Here is a 14584-nt window from a genome sequence, read left to right on the forward strand (position 1 = left end):
CGGCGCGCCCGCGCGGGCTGGGCTCCGCGCGGGTCGCGCCGCCCCGGTGGCGGGCCTCGGCGGCTCACGGGTGCGGCGTGCCCGCCCCCGGACGCGGTGAGGACGGGCGCAGGCGCAGCGAGGACGTGCCCAGCCCGGTCGGCCCGAGCGGCAGCGCGGGCGCCGGCACCGCCGTGGGCGCCGTCGGGGCCGTGGGAGCCGTCGGCGCCTCGGCCGCGGCCGCCGTGGCCGCCCGCCGGGCCTGCGAGGCCTCCGCCAGGTCCCGCTCGGCGCCGAAGTGCCGCTCCAGGTCGGCCGTGCCGTAGCGGAGACAGCCCTCGTGCCAGCTCAGGATCCCCGCGAGCCAGTTCTCCAGCTCCCCCACGTACCCGTCGAGCAGTTCCCTGGCCTCCTGCGTCAGCCCGAAGTCCTCGTAGACGACCGGGAGTTCCTTCTGCGCGACGTGCTGGAACTGGTCCAGCCGCGAGTGCATCAGGTCGTCGACGATCCGGACCGCCGACTCGTAGCCGCAGTCGAAGAAGTTCTGCACCACCAGGACGACGTTGTGCAGCTCGCCCTCGTACTCGACCTCCTTCTGGTACGAGAAGAGGTCGTTCATCATGCACGCGTAGTCCATCGCGGAGTTCTCCAGTGCGCGCATCGAGCCGTGGTCGTACACCTCCTGCGGGACGGCCTTCCCGTGACCGAGCCGGGAGAGGCTCGTGGTGAGCTCGGAGCCGAAGGTGGAGCGGCGCATCTCCAGGTAGTCCACCGGGTCCGGGATCCGGTTCTGGATCTGGTTGGCCAGCTCCCAGATCCAGCTGTCCAGCATGGCCTCGACCGCCACCCGGAACCGGCCCCGGGCCTCGACGGTCATCGGACCGGCGGTGCGTTCCCAGAGGTCGGCGAGGCTGCGCTCCAGCGCGTTGCCCGGCTCCGGCGCGGGGGTGCCGTCCACCGGCATGAACAGCGACAGCCGCGCGTTGGCGGCCTTGGCGCCGCCCAGGTCGCGGGTGTGCCCGAAGGCCCGGGGGTAGTAGTCGTCGGCCCAGGTGCCCCAGGCCAACCAGGCTGAGGCGATGTCGAGTTGGTCGGCCGTGGCGTCCGGATGGATGCCGGCCGCGCAGAGCGGGAGGTCGTAGTCGCGCATCGACTCGGCGTCCCAGATGCCGGATGCGGGGACGCCCGGCTCCGCCGCCAGCAGTCCCATCCGCTCGGCCCACTCGATCACCCGCTCCCGGGCGCCGTCCAGGTGGGGGCTCAGCCGGAGGTCGTACGGCAGCCTGAACTCGGGCAGCAGGGAGGGCCCGACGGCCTGGTACGGCACGTGGCCGTACGACCGCGCCCGCCGCCGGGCCGGGCCCGCCGCCCCCCGGGCCGCGGAGGCCGCGCCCTCCTTCGCGGAGGCCGCCTGGGCCGCCGGGGCCCCCGCGGCCGTGCTGCGCAGGATGTCCAGCGCCGAGGTGCCGATGCCGCCGATCGCGTACTGGTCCCACCAGTTGCCACCCCCCGGCCCGCCCGGCAGCCCGGCCGGCGCACCACCCGAGCCCGGCGCCACCTCGCCCGACCCGCCCGAACCCGCCGCCGCCCCACCGCCGTTCATGTACCGGCTGGACCGCAGGTGCCACTCGTGCCCGCCGGACTGCCAGTCCTGGAGGCCCTTGACGTACGCCATCACCCGGGCACGGCCCGCCGGGTCGAGCCCGGTCTCCGCGAACAGCACCGGCAGTTCGGTGAACACGGTGCTCTCGAACTGCTGGAGCCGCGAGGTGAGCAGGTCGTTGACCGCGTCGGCGGCCTCCTGGGTGGAGCACTCCAGGAACCGTTCCAGCACCAGGATGCCGTTGCTCAGCTCGCCCTCGTCCTCCACCTCCCGCTGGTACGAGAAGATGTCGTTGCGCAGGTGCACCCCGTCGGAGAAGGCGTCCATCAGCACCCGCAGCGACCGCGAACCCGACACCTCCGCGGGCACCTCGGCACCGGCCGCGTACTCGACCAGCTGCGCCGACCAGGGGGCGCCGCCGACCTTGCGGCGCATCTCGATGTACTCGACCGGGTTGGCCACCCGGCCCTCGTTGATGTTGGCGAGCTCCCACAGCGACTCGTCGAGCAGGTTGCGGGTGCTCTCCGCGAACCGGATCCGCCAGTCCTCGCCCATCGCCGGCACGGTGCGCCGCCACAGGTCGGCCAGCCCCGCCTCGACCGGGTTCTCCGGCTCGGGCAGCGCGGCGGCCGGATCGGCCGGCATGAACAGCGGCAGCCGGTCGAGGTGGGCCTTGCCCGCCTCGCGGTCGTTGGTGCGCTTGTACATGTCGAGGAAGTGGTCGTCGAAGAAGAAGACCCACACGTACCAGTCGGTGACCAGCGACAGCGCCTCGGCGGAGGCGTCGGGATGGGTGTACGCGCAGAGCAGGCCGTAGTCGTGGGCCTCCAGATCGGCCTGGTCCCAGATCCCGGAGCCCTCCAGCATCCCCATCTCCCGGGCCCAGCCGGTGGAATGGGACCGCGCCTCCTCCAGATGGGGATTGAGCCGTGCCGGGTGCGGCACGTAGAAGGACGGCAGTTCGAACGGCTGGGTCACGGCTGCGAGCCTTTCTGGACACGTCGAGTGGACCAAGGATGGCCCGCCGTCAGCTCACCGCACCGGCACAACAGAAACAGTCATATGAAATGACTCGCTCCCCCCACACAAGTCCACTCCCCCGGCCGAGCGCTCCCCGATCCTCCGCACACCCCCCACGCACCCCGATCCGCCGGGGCGGGCCGTGGGAGGCCCGCCCCGGCGGGGGCGGAGGCAGGGGCAGGGGCAGGGGCGGGGCAGGGGCGGGGCAGGGGCGGGGCAGGGGCCCTCCGGCTCAGGCCGCGAGGGCGAGGACGAGGGAGGCGGCGACGGGCGCCATGTAGACGAGGGGGAAGGGGACGTGGGCGTAGGCGCGGGCGCGGAGGACGGTGACGACGGCGCCGAGGAAGTAGAGGACGACGCCGACCGCGGCCGCGTAGCCGACGGCCGGGACGGCGAGGCCGACCAGCAGGCCGAGGGCGCCGGCCGCCTTGGCGACGCCGAGCCAGGTCCACCAGGCGCGCGGGACGCCGTAGTCGGCGAGGGGCTTCACGACGTACTCGGCGCCGGCGAAGACGGAGTAGGCCGAGAAGCCGACCATGAGGGCGCCGAGGACGGTGACGACGGTGTGGGCGATGGACATCGGAGGGCTCCCCATTCGACGGCTGTTCGGTTCGACACTCCCCTGACCCGGGGCACCCGACGGATGTGACAGAGGCGGGCAAAAAATTGTCCGCGCCACCCCGATGCCTGGCCCGGAAACCGCTCCGCCAACGAACAATGCCGCTCTGACAAGGCCTTGAACAGACAAGACTTCCCCGGATACGGGCGTGTTGACCGCGTACGCCAACGCCGCTTCCACCAGACTGGGCGCCGACCCGACGTCAACTCCGAGGAGGGCAAGCCCATGAACGTCACCGTCCGGCTCGCACAGCAGCCCGAGGCCGACGAACTGCTCGGACGCAGTGCGCTCGCCGCGCTCGTCGGCATGCTGCTGGACCAGCAGGTCCCGATGGAGTGGGCGTTCACCGGCCCGCTGACCATCGCCCAGCGCCTCGGCCACGACGACCTGGACGCCCACGAGATCGCCACCTACAACCCGGAGGAGTTCGTCGCACTCCTCTCCGCGAAGCCCGCGGTCCACCGCTACCCGGCCGCGATGGCCAAGCGGGTGCAGCAGCTCTGCCAGTTCCTCGTCGCCCAGTACGACGGCGACGCCGCCGCGCTGTGGAAGAACGTCCGCACCGGCAAGGAGCTGCTCAGCCGGCTCAACGCCCTGCCCGGCTTCGGCAAGCAGAAGTCGCAGATCTTCCTGGCCCTGCTCGGCAAGCAGTACGGGGTGCGGCCCGAGGGCTGGCGGGAGGCGGCCGGGGTGTACGGCGAGGAGGGCGCCCACCGCTCGGTGGCCGACATCACCGGCCCCGAATCCCTCACCCTGGTACGGGAGTTCAAGCAGGAGATGAAGCGTGCCGCGAAGGAGGCCAAGGCCGCCGCCAAGCCGCGCACCACCACCCGTACGACCGCCGCCCCCGCCCCGTCCGGTGCGCGCTGACCGACGGTCGGCCCGCCCGCCCGGCGGCACCGCGGCCGGGCCTTCCCAGAGCGCGACGCGGGCCCCGGCCGCGCCGCGCGACCGGGGCCCGCGAACGGGAGTGCTCCGTCAGGCCAGGACGGGCTCGCGCTCCTCCGCGGAGGAACCGGCCACCGGCCCGGCCGCCTTGCGCCGCCGCGGCAGCGCGAACATCAGCAGGAACACGGCGAGCAGCACCCCGGCGACCCACCACATGGCGTGCACGAAGGCCCCGCCGAACGCCGTCCCGACCGCCTCCGGCACGACCACGTCGTCCATCGCCCCGAAGAAGGCCACCGACACCAGGCCGAGCCCGAGCGCGTTGCCGACCTGCTGCACGGTGTTGATCAGCCCGGACGCCGAACCGGCGTGCTCGCGCGGCACCTCCGCCAGCACCGCGTCGGTGATCGGCGCGACGATCAGCCCCATCCCGAGGCCCATCACCACCAGCGGCAGCGCCATCTGCCAGGCCGCGATCGCCGTCCCGTACCGGTCCGCCTCCCAGATGTAGACGAGCACGCCCGCCGCCATCACCAGCGCGCCGGTCTGCAGCACCTTGCGCCCGAACCGCGGCACCAGCTTCTGCACCGACAGCCCTGCCGCCGTGGAGACCGCGATCGAGAACGGGATGCCGGTCGCACCAGCCTTGAGCGGGCTCCAGCCCAGCCCCACCTGCATGTAGAGGGTCCAGACCAGGAAGAAGATGCCGAGCGCCACCCCGAAGGCCAGCTGCACGCAGATCCCGGCCGCGAAGGACTTCACCCGGAACAGCGCCAGCTCCACCAGCGGCGAGCCGTCCCGCCGCGTCTTGACCTTCTCGTACACCACGAACAGGACGAACACCGGCAGGCTCCCGGCCATCGACAGGTAGCCCCACAGCGGCCAGCCGGCCTCCCGGCCGTGCGTCAGCGGGTAGATCAGCATCAGCAGGCCGAGGCTGGCCAGCGCCACGCCCACCAGGTCCAGCTTCAGCGCCTGGTCGGCCTTCGACTCGTCGATGAAGCGGCGGCCGAGCAGCAGCCCGGCGATCCCGACCGGCAGGTTGATCAGGAAGATCGGCCGCCAGGCCAGGCCGAACAGGTCCCACTCGGTGAGCAGCGCGCCGATCATCGGACCGGAGACCGCGCCCAGCCCGACCACCGCGCCGAACAGGCCGAACACCTTGCCGCGCTCCTCCGCCGGGAAGGTCGCGTGGATGATCGACAGCACCTGCGGCACCATCAGCGCCGCCGTCCCGCCCTGCAGCAGCCGGGTCGCGACCAGCATCTCCGGGTCGGCCGCCAGCCCGCACAGCGCCGAGGCCAGCGTGAACCCGCCGATCCCGATCAGGAACACCCGCTTGCGGCCGTGGATGTCGCCCAGCCGGCCGCCGGTGATCAGCCCGATCGCGAAGGCCAGCGCGTAGCCGCCGGTGACCCACTGGAGGGTGCTGAAGGAGGCACCGGTGTCCTGCTGGATGCTCGGGATGGCGATGTTGACGATGGTGACGTCCACCAGGTCCATGAAGGAGGCGACCATCACGATGGTCAGCGCGATCCACCTCCGCCGATCCGCTGCCGCGGTGCTCATTCCGCCGTCCTCTTTCCTCACGTCCGCCTTTTTCACGTCCGTGACAGTAACGACCATGTAGGTCAGAACCTGTCCTAGTCGTTACGGCATGCTGAAGAACATGAGCGATACCCCGGCCCGGCTGCTGAACCTGCTGTCCCTGCTCCAGACCCCGCGCGAGTGGCCGGGCAGCGAGCTGGCCGAGCGGCTCGGCGTCAGCCCCCGCACGATCCGGCGCGACATCGACCGGCTGCGCGAACTCGGCTACCCGGTGCGGGCCAGCATGGGCGCGGTCGGCGGTTACCGGCTGGTCGCGGGCACCGCGATGCCCCCGCTGCTGCTGGACGACGAGGAGGCGGTGGCCATCGCGGTCGGGCTCCGCGCGGCGGCCGGGCACGCCGTGGTGGGCATCGAGGAGGCCTCGGTGCGGGCGCTCGGCAAGCTGCTCCAGGTGCTGCCGGGCCGGCTGCGGCAGCGGGTCGGCACGCTCAACTCCGCGACCGTGCCGCTGCTCACCGGGGACGGCCCGACCGTCGACCCGGAGGACCTCACCGTGCTCGCCCGGGCCGTCACCGCCCGGGAGCGGCTGCGCTTCGGCTACCGGGCGTACGACGGCGCCGAGACCAGGCGGCAGGTCGAGCCCGAGCGGCTGGTCTCGGTCGGCCGGCGCTGGTACCTGGTCGGCTACGACCTGGACCGCGCGGACTGGCGGCTCTTCCGGGTCGACCGGCTGACCGACCCGGCGGCCACCGGCGTCCGCTTCACCCCGCGCCAGCTCCCCGCCGAGGACGCCGCCGCGTACGTGGCGGGCAAACTGCACCGCCCGTCACCGAGCGGCACCGTGGTCGCCACCGTGCACGCCCCGGCCGAGCGGGTCCGCCACATCCTCCGGTCGGGCGACTCCGAGGTCGAGCCGATCGACGGGCACAGCTGCCGGCTGCGCTCGCACTCGGACTCGCTGGAGTGGACGGCGATGCGGCTGCTGTCGCTGGACTGCGCCTTCGAGGTGCACGAGCCGTCGGCGCTCCGCGACCACCTGCGCCGGCTCGCCGCCCGCGCCCGGCACGCGGCGGGCGCGGCGGGCGCGGAGCGGAAGGAGGGGAAGGAGGGACAGGCCGCACCGCGGGAGGACCCGGAGGATCAGGCCGCGCCACGGGAGGATCAGGAAGGTCAGGCCGCCACCCGGAACCAGCCGTCGCCGGACCGGAACCACAGCACCCCGTCCCGCCCGTAGGCGCAGCGCCGGTCGAGCTCCCCGGGGACGTCCACCCGCTCGCGGCGCACCTCCCGCCAGCCCTTCCGGCCCTCCCGCTCGCACCGGACCAGCTGACCGTCGGGCTGGAGGAACACTGCCCGGTCCCCGGCGATCGCGAAGCCGACCGGCTGCCGGGCCGGCAGCCGCAGGACGACCGGCTCGCCCCCGGCGGGGTCGATGCCGGTGAGGTGGCTCCGGTCCCCGTACCAGGCGAGCCAGGCCCGCCGTCCCTCGGTGGCGGCGGCGAGGCCCTCCAGGGGTTCGTCGCCCAGCGCCTCGAAGTCCGGCCGCCAGACGAGCCGCCCGGCGGTGTCCAGCCCGAGCAGGCCGCACCGGCCGAGCGGGTCGTCGCCGTGGTTGCCCTCGTCGCCGAACGCCAGCCAGATCCGGCCGTCCCGGTCGGTGATCAACGCCTGGACGTCGTCGCCGAGTCGCAGCTCCCGGGCCGGCCGGCCGTCCGGGCCGAACACCTGGCCGTTGTGCTCCCGGCCGTCCGCCGTCGCCGCGGCCCGGCACCCGGCCAGCAGCACCCGCCCGCCCGGCAGCAGCGCCAGCAGGTCCGGCGGCACCCCGGCCCCGGCGATCGGCACCCGCCACCCGCCGTGCGGGCCGTGCACCACCACTTCGCCGTCGAACGGCAGCCGGGCGGACGGCCAGGAGCCGGCCCGTGCCAGGCACCCCTCCGGCACCAGCAGGACGGCCAGCTCCCCCTGCGGCCCGACCGTCCAGGCCGGGGCCCGGCGGCCGGCCCGTACGTCCTCCCCGGGCAGCCGCCAGACCTCGACCGGACGGTCGGGCATCGCCATTGCTCAGACCCCGTACTCGGCGGTCAGCAGCGCCCGCCCCAGGGTGTGGAAGGTCAGGTTGAAGCCCACCTGGGCCGGCGGGGTGTCGGCGGCGACGTCCAGCTTCTCCACGTCCAGCGCGTGCACGGCGAAGACGTAGCGGTGCGGGGCGCCGGGCGGCGGGGCGGCACCGTCGTACCGGTTGCCCGGGAAGTCGTTGCGGCCGTGGAACGAGGCCTCACCGGGCAGGTCGGCGTCCGAGGACCCGGCGCCGCGCGGCAGTCCGGTGGTGTCGGCGGGCAGGTTGAGGGCGAGCCAGTGCCACCAGCCGGAGCCGGTCGGCGCGTCCGGGTCGTAGCAGGTGACCGCGATGCTCCGGGTGCCCTCCGGCAGGCCCGACCAGGCCAGCTGCGGCGAGAGGTTGCCACCGGCGTGGACGAACTCCTGGCCCAGCGTGCCGCCTTCGGTGAGGTCCTGGCTGCTGAGCCGGAAGGACGGCACCTGCGGCAGGAACTCGTACGGCAGCGGCGGACGAACACTCATGGGTGGTCACCTCTCACGGTCGGAATGACACGGGTCACTGTAATGGGGTGCACGTCCGATCCCGGCGCCCCTACAGTCGGGGTATGGCCGCCAAATTCGCCCAGTTGTTCGCCGACTCGCGCCGCGCGTTGTTCACCATGCTCGGCATCCAGGCCGTCATCTGGTCGGTGCAGGTGGTCAACTGGCTGGACGACTACGGGCTGTCGCGGGACTTCGGCCTGCGCTCCGAGCAGGTCGGGGACCTCCCCGAGATGTTCACCATGCCGTTCCTGCACTTCAGTTGGAGCCACATCGAGGCCAACTCCTGGCCGCTGTTCGTGCTCGGCTTCCTGTCCGCGTACCGCGGCATGAAGAGGTTCCTGCTGGCCAGCCTGGTGATCCTGGTGTCCGGCGGGCTGCTGGTCTGGCTGCTGGAGAGCCCGAACACGGTGACCGCCGGAGCGAGCGGCATGGTCTACGGCTATCTGGGCTACGTGGTGCTGCGCGGCGTCCTCGACCGCAACGTGCTGGACGCGGCGGTCGGCATCGTCATCGCGGCGGTCTACTCGACCATCCTGATCGGGGTGCTGCCGGTCACCCCGGGCGTCAGCTGGCTGGGCCACCTCGGCGGGCTGATCGGCGGACTGGCCGCCGCCGTGCTGCTGCGCGAGCGACCGGCCGCCCGGCAGGCCCGGCAGTCGGCCGCACCGCGGGGCACCGCACCGGACAGCCCCGGGTCCGCCCTGCTCAAGCAGCTGGACGAACTCGGCCTGTGAGGCCGGGCGGCGTACGCCGTCCGGGGCATCAGGTATAGACCAATCCCACCGCTGCGGCTAGCGTGGACCGCTCACCTCCCCAGCTCCGGAGCCGCGCCGTGCAGTCCTCCGTCCTCGCCTTCGCCACCGACCTGCTCGACGAGGGCGCCGACACCTTCTTCGGCAACCTCGCCGACCGCGCCGGGGTCGGCGGCGTCACCCTCGCCTCGGTCTACCACCAGGCCCGCGACGTCTTCCCGCACAACCCCCGCCGGGTGGTCCGCTACCTGGAGCCGGGCGCGGCCTACTTCCGCCCCGACCCGGCCCGCTGGGCGGGCCGCCGCCTGGCCCCCGTCCCGTCCACCGCGCTGGACGGGCGCGACCCCTTCGCCGAGGCCGCCGAGGAGGCCCGCCGCCGCGGCCTGAAGCTGCACGCCTGGACGGTCTTCTGCCACAACGACCGGCTCGGCTTCGCCCACCCCGACTGCGCGCCCGCCAACGCCTTCGGCGACCGCCACCTCACCGAGCTCTGCCCGGCGAACCCGGAGGTCCGGGAGTACGCGCTGACCCTGGTCTCCGAACTGGCCCGGTACGGCGTGGACGCGATCCGCGCCGAATCCCTGCACTTCCACGGCCTGCGCCACGGCTACCACCACGAGCGCTACTTCGAGGAGCTGGGCCCGAGCGCCGAGGCGCTGCTCGGGGTCTGCTTCTGCCCGCACTGCCGCGCCGCCGCCACCGGCGCCGGCCTCCCGGCCGACGAGGTGGCCGAGGCGGTCCGCACCGAGCTGCGCCGCCGGCTGGCCGACGAGTCCGCGGCCGCCGAGCCCGCCGACCTGAGCGCCCTCGCCGACGGCGCCTTCGCCGCCTACGTGGACGCCTCCGCCGCCACCGTCACCTCGCTCGCCGCCGAACTCACCGAGCAGGCCCGCCGGCACGGCATGCGGCTGAGCTTCATGGACGGCGGCGGCCCGGGCACCGGCTGGCTCTCCGGCATCGACCTCCCGGCCCTCGCGCGGGCCACCGACCAGATCGAGACCCTCGGCTACGCGAAGACCGCGGAGGCGGTCCGGGAGAAGATCGCCGCCTTCGCCCTGCACGGCGTCCACCCGCGGTCCATGGCGGTGATCCTGCGCCCGATGTCCTCCGACTGCGACGGCCCGGAGAACCTCGCCGCCAAGATCGCCGTGCTACGCCGACTCGGCGTTCCCGAGGTGGAGTTCTACAACTACGGCCTGATGCGGCTGTCCTCCCTGGACCGGATCGGCGCCGCGCTCGCCGGCTGACCGGCCGGCACCGCGCCCCATCGGCCCACCGGCCCACCGGCCCACCGGTCGGCCCCGCGCCCCTCCGGCCGACCGGTCGGCACCGCACTCGCCGACCCCCCGTCAGCGCCGCCGCTTGGACGTCCCGAACAGGCTGCGCGAGATCTCCTGCCCGAGCTGCCGCCCGGCCGAGCGCGCGAAGGACTTCACGGCCGGGTTGTTCAGCAGCGAACCGAGCAGCCCGCCCGCACCCGACTGCTCCCTCGCCCGCTCTCCCGACCCCGCCCGCTCCCCCCGCTCCTCCCGCCGCGGCGCGGGCTGCTCGGGCTGCCCGGCCGGCGCCGCCTCCGGCCGGGGCGCGCGCGCCGCCAGCTTCTCGTACGCCGACTCCCGGTCGACGGCGTCCCGGTAGCGCGCCGTCAGCGGCGACGCGTCCACCACCGCCCGCAGGTCCGCCGCCCCGAGCGGCCCCATCAGCGACTGCGGCGCCCGCAGCCTGGTCGCCGCGACCGGCGTCGGCGCGCCCTTCTCGGAGAGGACGGTGACCACGGCCTCGCCCGTGCCCAGCGAGGTCAGCACCGCGCCGAGGTCGTACGAGGACCGCGGGAAGGTCGAGACGGTGGCCTTCAGCGCCTTGGCGTCGTCCGGGGTGAAGGCGCGCAGCGCGTGCTGCACCCGGTTGCCCAACTGCGCCAGCACGTCGGACGGGACGTCCCGCGGCGTCTGGGTCACGAAGAAGATGCCGACGCCCTTGGAGCGGATCAGCCGCACGGTCTGGGTGATCGCCTCCAGGAAGGCCTTGGAGGCGCCCTTGAAGAGCAGGTGCGCCTCGTCGAAGAAGAACACCAGCTTGGGCCGGTCCAGGTCGCCCACCTCGGGCAGCTCCTGGTAGAGGTCGGCGAGCAGCCACATCAGGAAGGTGGAGAACAGCCGCGGCCGGTCCTGCACCGCGGGCAGCTCCAGCACCGAGACCACGCCCCCGCCGTCCGGGGTGGTCCGCAGCAGCTCGGCGGTGTCGAACTCGGGCTCGCCGAAGAACGCCCCGGCGCCCTCGTTCTCCAGCACGGTGAGCGCCCGCAGGATCACCCCGGCGGTGGCCGCCGAGAGCCCGCCGATGGTCCGCAGTTCCTCCTTGCCCTCCGGCGAGGCGAGGAAGGCGATCACCGCGGTGAGGTCCTTGAGGTCGTAGAGCTCCAGGCCCTTGCCGTCGGCGTAGTGGAACACCAGGCTGAGCGAGGACTCCTGGGTCTCGTTCAGGTCGAGCACCTTGGCCAGCAGCAGCGGCCCGAAGCTGGTGACGGTGGCCCGGATCGGGATGCCCGCGCCCTGCCCGCCGAGCGAGTAGAACTCGGCCGGGCAGCCCCGGGGCGTCCACTGCTGCCCCACCTCGGCGGCCCGGGCGGCGGTCCGCTCGCTCGGCGTCCCGGAAGCGGCGACGCCGGAGACGTCCCCCTTGACGTCGGCCAGGAACACCGGCACGCCCTGCCCGGAGAGCTGTTCGGCGATCAGCTGGAGGGTCTTGGTCTTCCCGGTGCCGGTGGCCCCGGCGACCAGCCCGTGCCGGTTGAGCACGCCCAGCGGGACGCGCACCCGGGCGTCCGGGTACGCGGTGCCGTCCAGCAGCACCGCGCCGAGGTCGAGCGCGGGGCCGGTGAACGCGTACCCGTCGGCGATCTCCCGGACGGCCGGCGGGGTGGGGTCGGAGGACATCGGTGCACACTCCTGAGCGGATCGGAACGCTTCGGAACGCTTCGGCATCGGATTTCATCGGCTCGGAACCCGATCGGCACCGGGCGATGTTCGCGACATTTCCCATCAAACAGCCGCATTCGTCCATGCGCAGTTCACACCGGCGCGCGTGGCGGCGCCGCGGCTGCTGCGCCATCCGCCGCCCAAACGGTAGGCTTTCCGTGTGATCTTCAAGCGCATCGGCAATGGGCGGCCGTACCCGGATCACGGCCGGACGAGCACCCGCCAGTGGGCTGACGTCGCCCCGCGCCCGGTGCGACTCGACCAGCTGGTGACCACCAAGGGGCAACTCGACCTCGAAACCCTCCTGGCCGAGGACTCGACGTTCTACGGGGACCTCTTCGCCCACGTGGTGAAGTGGCACGGCGACCTCTACCTGGAGGACGGCCTGCACCGGGCCGTCCGGGCCGCGTTGCAGCAGCGCCAGGTGCTGCACGCCCGCGTCCTCGAAATGGAGTGACGGTCCCCGCCGCAGCGACCGCCGGACCGCCACGGGCTCTTCCGGACCGCCCCCTCGCCACCCGGCGGAGGGCGGTCCGCGCGTACCCCGGTACCCCCTTTCGGGTACCGGGGTACGCCAGATGATGATCGTTTAGTACCTTCGAGGCCGTACGGCACTACGCTGCTGACTACGGCCGCGACCAGGGGATTCCGCCCGCAGCGGGGGAAGCCCCCACCCGGCCGATCCGTCATCCCGACCCCGCCCCGGCACGAGGGGGAGACAAACCGTGAGCATGTTGACTCCCCGAGGCCTCAAGGGGAAGCAGTACCGGGTCACCGGCAACACCTACCCGCGGTTGGGCCGCCCCCCGAAGAAGAGCCGCAAGGTGATCGCCGCGCTCGCCGGTCTGCTCGCCCTGGCCCTGATCGGCCTGGGCGGCCTGCAGCTGTACGACATCTTCACCGGCAGGAACAAGAGCGCCTCGGCCCAGGCCTGCGCGACCCCGTCCGGCAAGGCGCTGGCCGCCCCGACCCCGGGGGCCACCCCGGGCGCCTCCGGCGCGCCCGCCGCCGCGCAGGGCGACCCGCACGCCGTCCCGCAGCCCGCCGCCGTCACCGTGAACATCTACAACGCCACCACCAAGGCCGGTCTGGCCGGCCGGACGGCCGAGGAGTTCAAGAAGCGCGGCTTCGTCATCGGCAAGGTCGGCAACGCCCCGGCCGAGCTGGACAAGAAGGTGCCCGGCACCGCCCAGGTGATCGCCGGTCCGGCCGGCGCCGGCGCGGGCACCCTGGTCGGCTCGCAGATCGCCGGGGCCGCCGTCACCGCCGACGCCCGCACCGACGCCACCGTGGACTTCGTGATCGGCGACAGCTACAACGCCCTGCTGGACGAGACCCAGGCCGCCGCCGCCCTCGCCCTGGCCACCAAGCCCTCCCCCACCCCGACCGCCACCGGCAGCTGCTGAGGCGCCGAACACCGAGAGCCCCCGGCAGACGCAGTGCCGGGGGCTCTCGGTGTTCGGTGGTTCGGGTGGGGAGGCTCAGCCGGCCGTGCCGTACAGGCGGTCGCCCGCGTCGCCGAGGCCGGGGACGATGTAGCCGTTCTCGTTGAGCCGCTCGTCCAGGGCGGCGGTGACCACGGTGACCGGCAGGCCCGCCAGCTCCCGCTGCATCACCTCGACGCCCTCGGGGGACGCCAGCAGCACCACGGCGGTGACGTCGGTCGCACCGCGCTCGATCAGCATCCTGAGCGCGGCGACCAGGGTGCCGCCGGTGGCCAGCATCGGGTCGAGCACGTAGACCTGGCGGCCGGAGAGGTCGTCCGGCATCCGGGTGGCGTAGGTGGAGGCCTCCAGGGTCTCCTCGTTGCGGACCATGCCGAGGAAGCCCACCTCGGCGGTCGGCAGCAGGCGGGTCATCCCGTCCAGCATGCCGAGGCCGGCCCGCAGGATCGGGACCACCAGCGGGCGCGGGTAGCTGAGCCGGGTACCCGTCGTGACCGCCACGGGGGTGGTGATCTCCACCTCGTCGGTGCGGACGTCCCGGGTGGCCTCGTAGGCGAGGAGGGTCACCAGTTCGTCCGTCAGGCGACGGAAGGTCGGCGAGTCGGTGCGCTCGTCGCGCAGGGTGGAGAGCTTGTGGGCGACCAGGGGGTGGTCGACGACGTGGAGACGCATGTACCGAGGTTAGCCCGGTCCTGGACGGGTGTACGACCGCCGTGCCCCACCCGCGCGCCGGACCGGGTGACGTTCCGGTGACACGCCGTGACCCGCCGCGGATGTCCGGACGGAACTGCCCCCTGTGGTATCAACCGGGCCGTTCGGGGAATGTCACGTCTTATGACGAGCAACCCGAACGCCGGGGACGGCTCGAAGGACGAGCCCGTCGACGGGGCGGGCCGCAGCCCGGGCCCGCCGTACGACCATCCGGAGACCGAGGCGGAGCGCCGCAAGCGGCGGGCCGTCTTCCTGCGCGAGCTCACCGAGGCCCGCGAACTGCGGGAGCGGGTGCAGCCCCGACGGACCAAGGAGCGGCGGATGCGCGAGGCGATGCGGATGCGGACCTTCCGGATCTGACCGGCCCGGACGACGTCCGGACACGGCCCCCGCACCGCCCTGGCAGGCCCCTGCCGCGCGCCCCGCCCACCCCCGGA

At 73.5% G+C, this 14584-nt stretch carries 14 protein-coding genes; 7 read left to right on the forward strand and 7 right to left on the reverse strand.

What is annotated here, in order from left to right; genetic code table 11:
- Nucleotides 1-64: 64 nt before the first annotated feature.
- Nucleotides 65-2560, reverse strand: coding sequence for a germacradienol/geosmin synthase (locus ACIQI7_RS06800; protein ID WP_401105852.1), 2496 nt, complete (start codon nucleotides 2558-2560; stop codon nucleotides 65-67).
- Nucleotides 2561-2834: 274 nt separating this feature from the next.
- Nucleotides 2835-3182, reverse strand: coding sequence for a DoxX family protein (locus ACIQI7_RS06805; protein ID WP_401105854.1), 348 nt, complete (start codon nucleotides 3180-3182; stop codon nucleotides 2835-2837).
- Nucleotides 3183-3446: 264 nt separating this feature from the next.
- Here ACIQI7_RS06805 and ACIQI7_RS06810 point away from each other — a divergent pair, with 264 nt between their 5' ends.
- Nucleotides 3447-4091, forward strand: coding sequence for an HhH-GPD-type base excision DNA repair protein (locus tag ACIQI7_RS06810; RefSeq protein WP_401105856.1), 645 nt, complete (start codon nucleotides 3447-3449; stop codon nucleotides 4089-4091).
- Between the two features lie 108 nt (nucleotides 4092-4199).
- Here the strand turns inward: ACIQI7_RS06810 and ACIQI7_RS06815 are convergent, their stop codons facing one another.
- Nucleotides 4200-5678, reverse strand: a complete 1479-nt coding sequence (locus tag ACIQI7_RS06815) for an MFS transporter (RefSeq protein ID WP_401105858.1) — start codon at nucleotides 5676-5678, stop codon at nucleotides 4200-4202.
- A 100-nt stretch (nucleotides 5679-5778) separates the two neighbouring features.
- On the opposite strand from ACIQI7_RS06815, the gene ACIQI7_RS06820 reads away from it, so the two are divergent.
- Complete coding sequence (locus ACIQI7_RS06820) at nucleotides 5779-6891, forward strand: helix-turn-helix transcriptional regulator (protein WP_401105860.1); 1113 nt, start codon at nucleotides 5779-5781, stop codon at nucleotides 6889-6891.
- Here ACIQI7_RS06820 and ACIQI7_RS06825 read toward each other — a convergent pair.
- Both ACIQI7_RS06825 and ACIQI7_RS06830 read right to left on the reverse strand, forming a co-directional pair.
- The gene (locus ACIQI7_RS06825; protein WP_401105862.1) at nucleotides 6828-7718 is read right to left on the reverse strand and encodes a hypothetical protein; all 891 of its coding nucleotides are present in this window, start codon (nucleotides 7716-7718) and stop codon (nucleotides 6828-6830) included. The two genes, ACIQI7_RS06820 and ACIQI7_RS06825, sit on opposite strands and share 64 nt — an antisense overlap.
- Before the next feature lie 3 nt (nucleotides 7719-7721).
- Entirely contained in the window at nucleotides 7722-8240 is a 519-nt protein-coding gene (locus ACIQI7_RS06830) for a YbhB/YbcL family Raf kinase inhibitor-like protein (RefSeq protein ID WP_401105864.1), read from the reverse strand.
- Between the two features lie 83 nt (nucleotides 8241-8323).
- Between ACIQI7_RS06830 and ACIQI7_RS06835 the strand changes: the two genes are divergently transcribed.
- Together ACIQI7_RS06835 and ACIQI7_RS06840 are read left to right on the forward strand one after the other, a co-directional pair.
- Nucleotides 8324-8995, forward strand: coding sequence for a rhomboid family intramembrane serine protease (locus ACIQI7_RS06835; RefSeq protein WP_401105866.1), 672 nt, complete (start codon nucleotides 8324-8326; stop codon nucleotides 8993-8995).
- Between the two features lie 98 nt (nucleotides 8996-9093).
- On the forward strand, nucleotides 9094-10260 hold the full coding sequence (locus ACIQI7_RS06840) for a hypothetical protein (protein WP_401105868.1): 1167 nt from the start codon (nucleotides 9094-9096) through the stop codon (nucleotides 10258-10260).
- A gap of 102 nt (nucleotides 10261-10362) precedes the next feature.
- Here the strand turns inward: ACIQI7_RS06840 and ACIQI7_RS06845 are convergent, their stop codons facing one another.
- Entirely contained in the window at nucleotides 10363-11949 is a 1587-nt protein-coding gene (locus ACIQI7_RS06845) for a helicase HerA-like domain-containing protein (RefSeq protein ID WP_401105870.1), read from the reverse strand.
- 202 nt (nucleotides 11950-12151) lie between these two features.
- Here ACIQI7_RS06845 and ACIQI7_RS06850 point away from each other — a divergent pair, with 202 nt between their 5' ends.
- Nucleotides 12152-12448 carry a type II toxin-antitoxin system VapB family antitoxin gene (locus tag ACIQI7_RS06850; protein WP_030061387.1) on the forward strand — a complete coding sequence of 99 codons (297 nt, stop codon included), beginning with the start codon at nucleotides 12152-12154 and terminating at the stop codon, nucleotides 12446-12448.
- Nucleotides 12449-12722: 274 nt separating this feature from the next.
- Nucleotides 12723-13397, forward strand: coding sequence for a LytR C-terminal domain-containing protein (locus ACIQI7_RS06855; protein ID WP_387753172.1), 675 nt, complete (start codon nucleotides 12723-12725; stop codon nucleotides 13395-13397).
- A 75-nt stretch (nucleotides 13398-13472) separates the two neighbouring features.
- Here the strand turns inward: ACIQI7_RS06855 and upp are convergent, their stop codons facing one another.
- The gene (gene upp / locus ACIQI7_RS06860) at nucleotides 13473-14108 is read right to left on the reverse strand and encodes a uracil phosphoribosyltransferase (RefSeq protein ID WP_387752309.1); all 636 of its coding nucleotides are present in this window, start codon (nucleotides 14106-14108) and stop codon (nucleotides 13473-13475) included.
- Nucleotides 14109-14270: 162 nt separating this feature from the next.
- Between upp and ACIQI7_RS06865 the strand changes: the two genes are divergently transcribed.
- Complete coding sequence (locus tag ACIQI7_RS06865) at nucleotides 14271-14507, forward strand: hypothetical protein (RefSeq protein ID WP_387752306.1); 237 nt, start codon at nucleotides 14271-14273, stop codon at nucleotides 14505-14507.
- The last annotated feature ends 77 nt before the right edge of the window (nucleotides 14508-14584 follow it).

This window comes from Kitasatospora sp. NPDC092039, assembly GCF_044756065.1.
Classification (GTDB): domain Bacteria; phylum Actinomycetota; class Actinomycetes; order Streptomycetales; family Streptomycetaceae; genus Kitasatospora.

Excerpts from the sequence above, each read along its gene's own strand:
- ACIQI7_RS06805 (WP_401105854.1), bottom strand. The coding sequence starts at position 3,182 with ATGTCCATCGCCCACACCGTCGTCACCGTCCTCGGCGCCCTCATGGTC.
- ACIQI7_RS06810 (WP_401105856.1), top strand. The coding sequence starts at position 3,447 with ATGAACGTCACCGTCCGGCTCGCACAGCAGCCCGAGGCCGACGAACTG.
- ACIQI7_RS06815 (WP_401105858.1), bottom strand. The coding sequence starts at position 5,678 with ATGAGCACCGCGGCAGCGGATCGGCGGAGGTGGATCGCGCTGACCATC.
- ACIQI7_RS06820 (WP_401105860.1), top strand. The coding sequence starts at position 5,779 with ATGAGCGATACCCCGGCCCGGCTGCTGAACCTGCTGTCCCTGCTCCAG.
- ACIQI7_RS06825 (WP_401105862.1), bottom strand. The coding sequence starts at position 7,718 with ATGGCGATGCCCGACCGTCCGGTCGAGGTCTGGCGGCTGCCCGGGGAG.
- ACIQI7_RS06830 (WP_401105864.1), bottom strand. The coding sequence starts at position 8,240 with ATGAGTGTTCGTCCGCCGCTGCCGTACGAGTTCCTGCCGCAGGTGCCG.
- ACIQI7_RS06835 (WP_401105866.1), top strand. The coding sequence starts at position 8,324 with ATGGCCGCCAAATTCGCCCAGTTGTTCGCCGACTCGCGCCGCGCGTTG.
- ACIQI7_RS06845 (WP_401105870.1), bottom strand. The coding sequence starts at position 11,949 with ATGTCCTCCGACCCCACCCCGCCGGCCGTCCGGGAGATCGCCGACGGG.
- ACIQI7_RS06855 (WP_387753172.1), top strand. The coding sequence starts at position 12,723 with ATGTTGACTCCCCGAGGCCTCAAGGGGAAGCAGTACCGGGTCACCGGC.
- upp (WP_387752309.1), bottom strand. The coding sequence starts at position 14,108 with ATGCGTCTCCACGTCGTCGACCACCCCCTGGTCGCCCACAAGCTCTCC.
- ACIQI7_RS06865 (WP_387752306.1), top strand. The coding sequence starts at position 14,271 with ATGACGAGCAACCCGAACGCCGGGGACGGCTCGAAGGACGAGCCCGTC.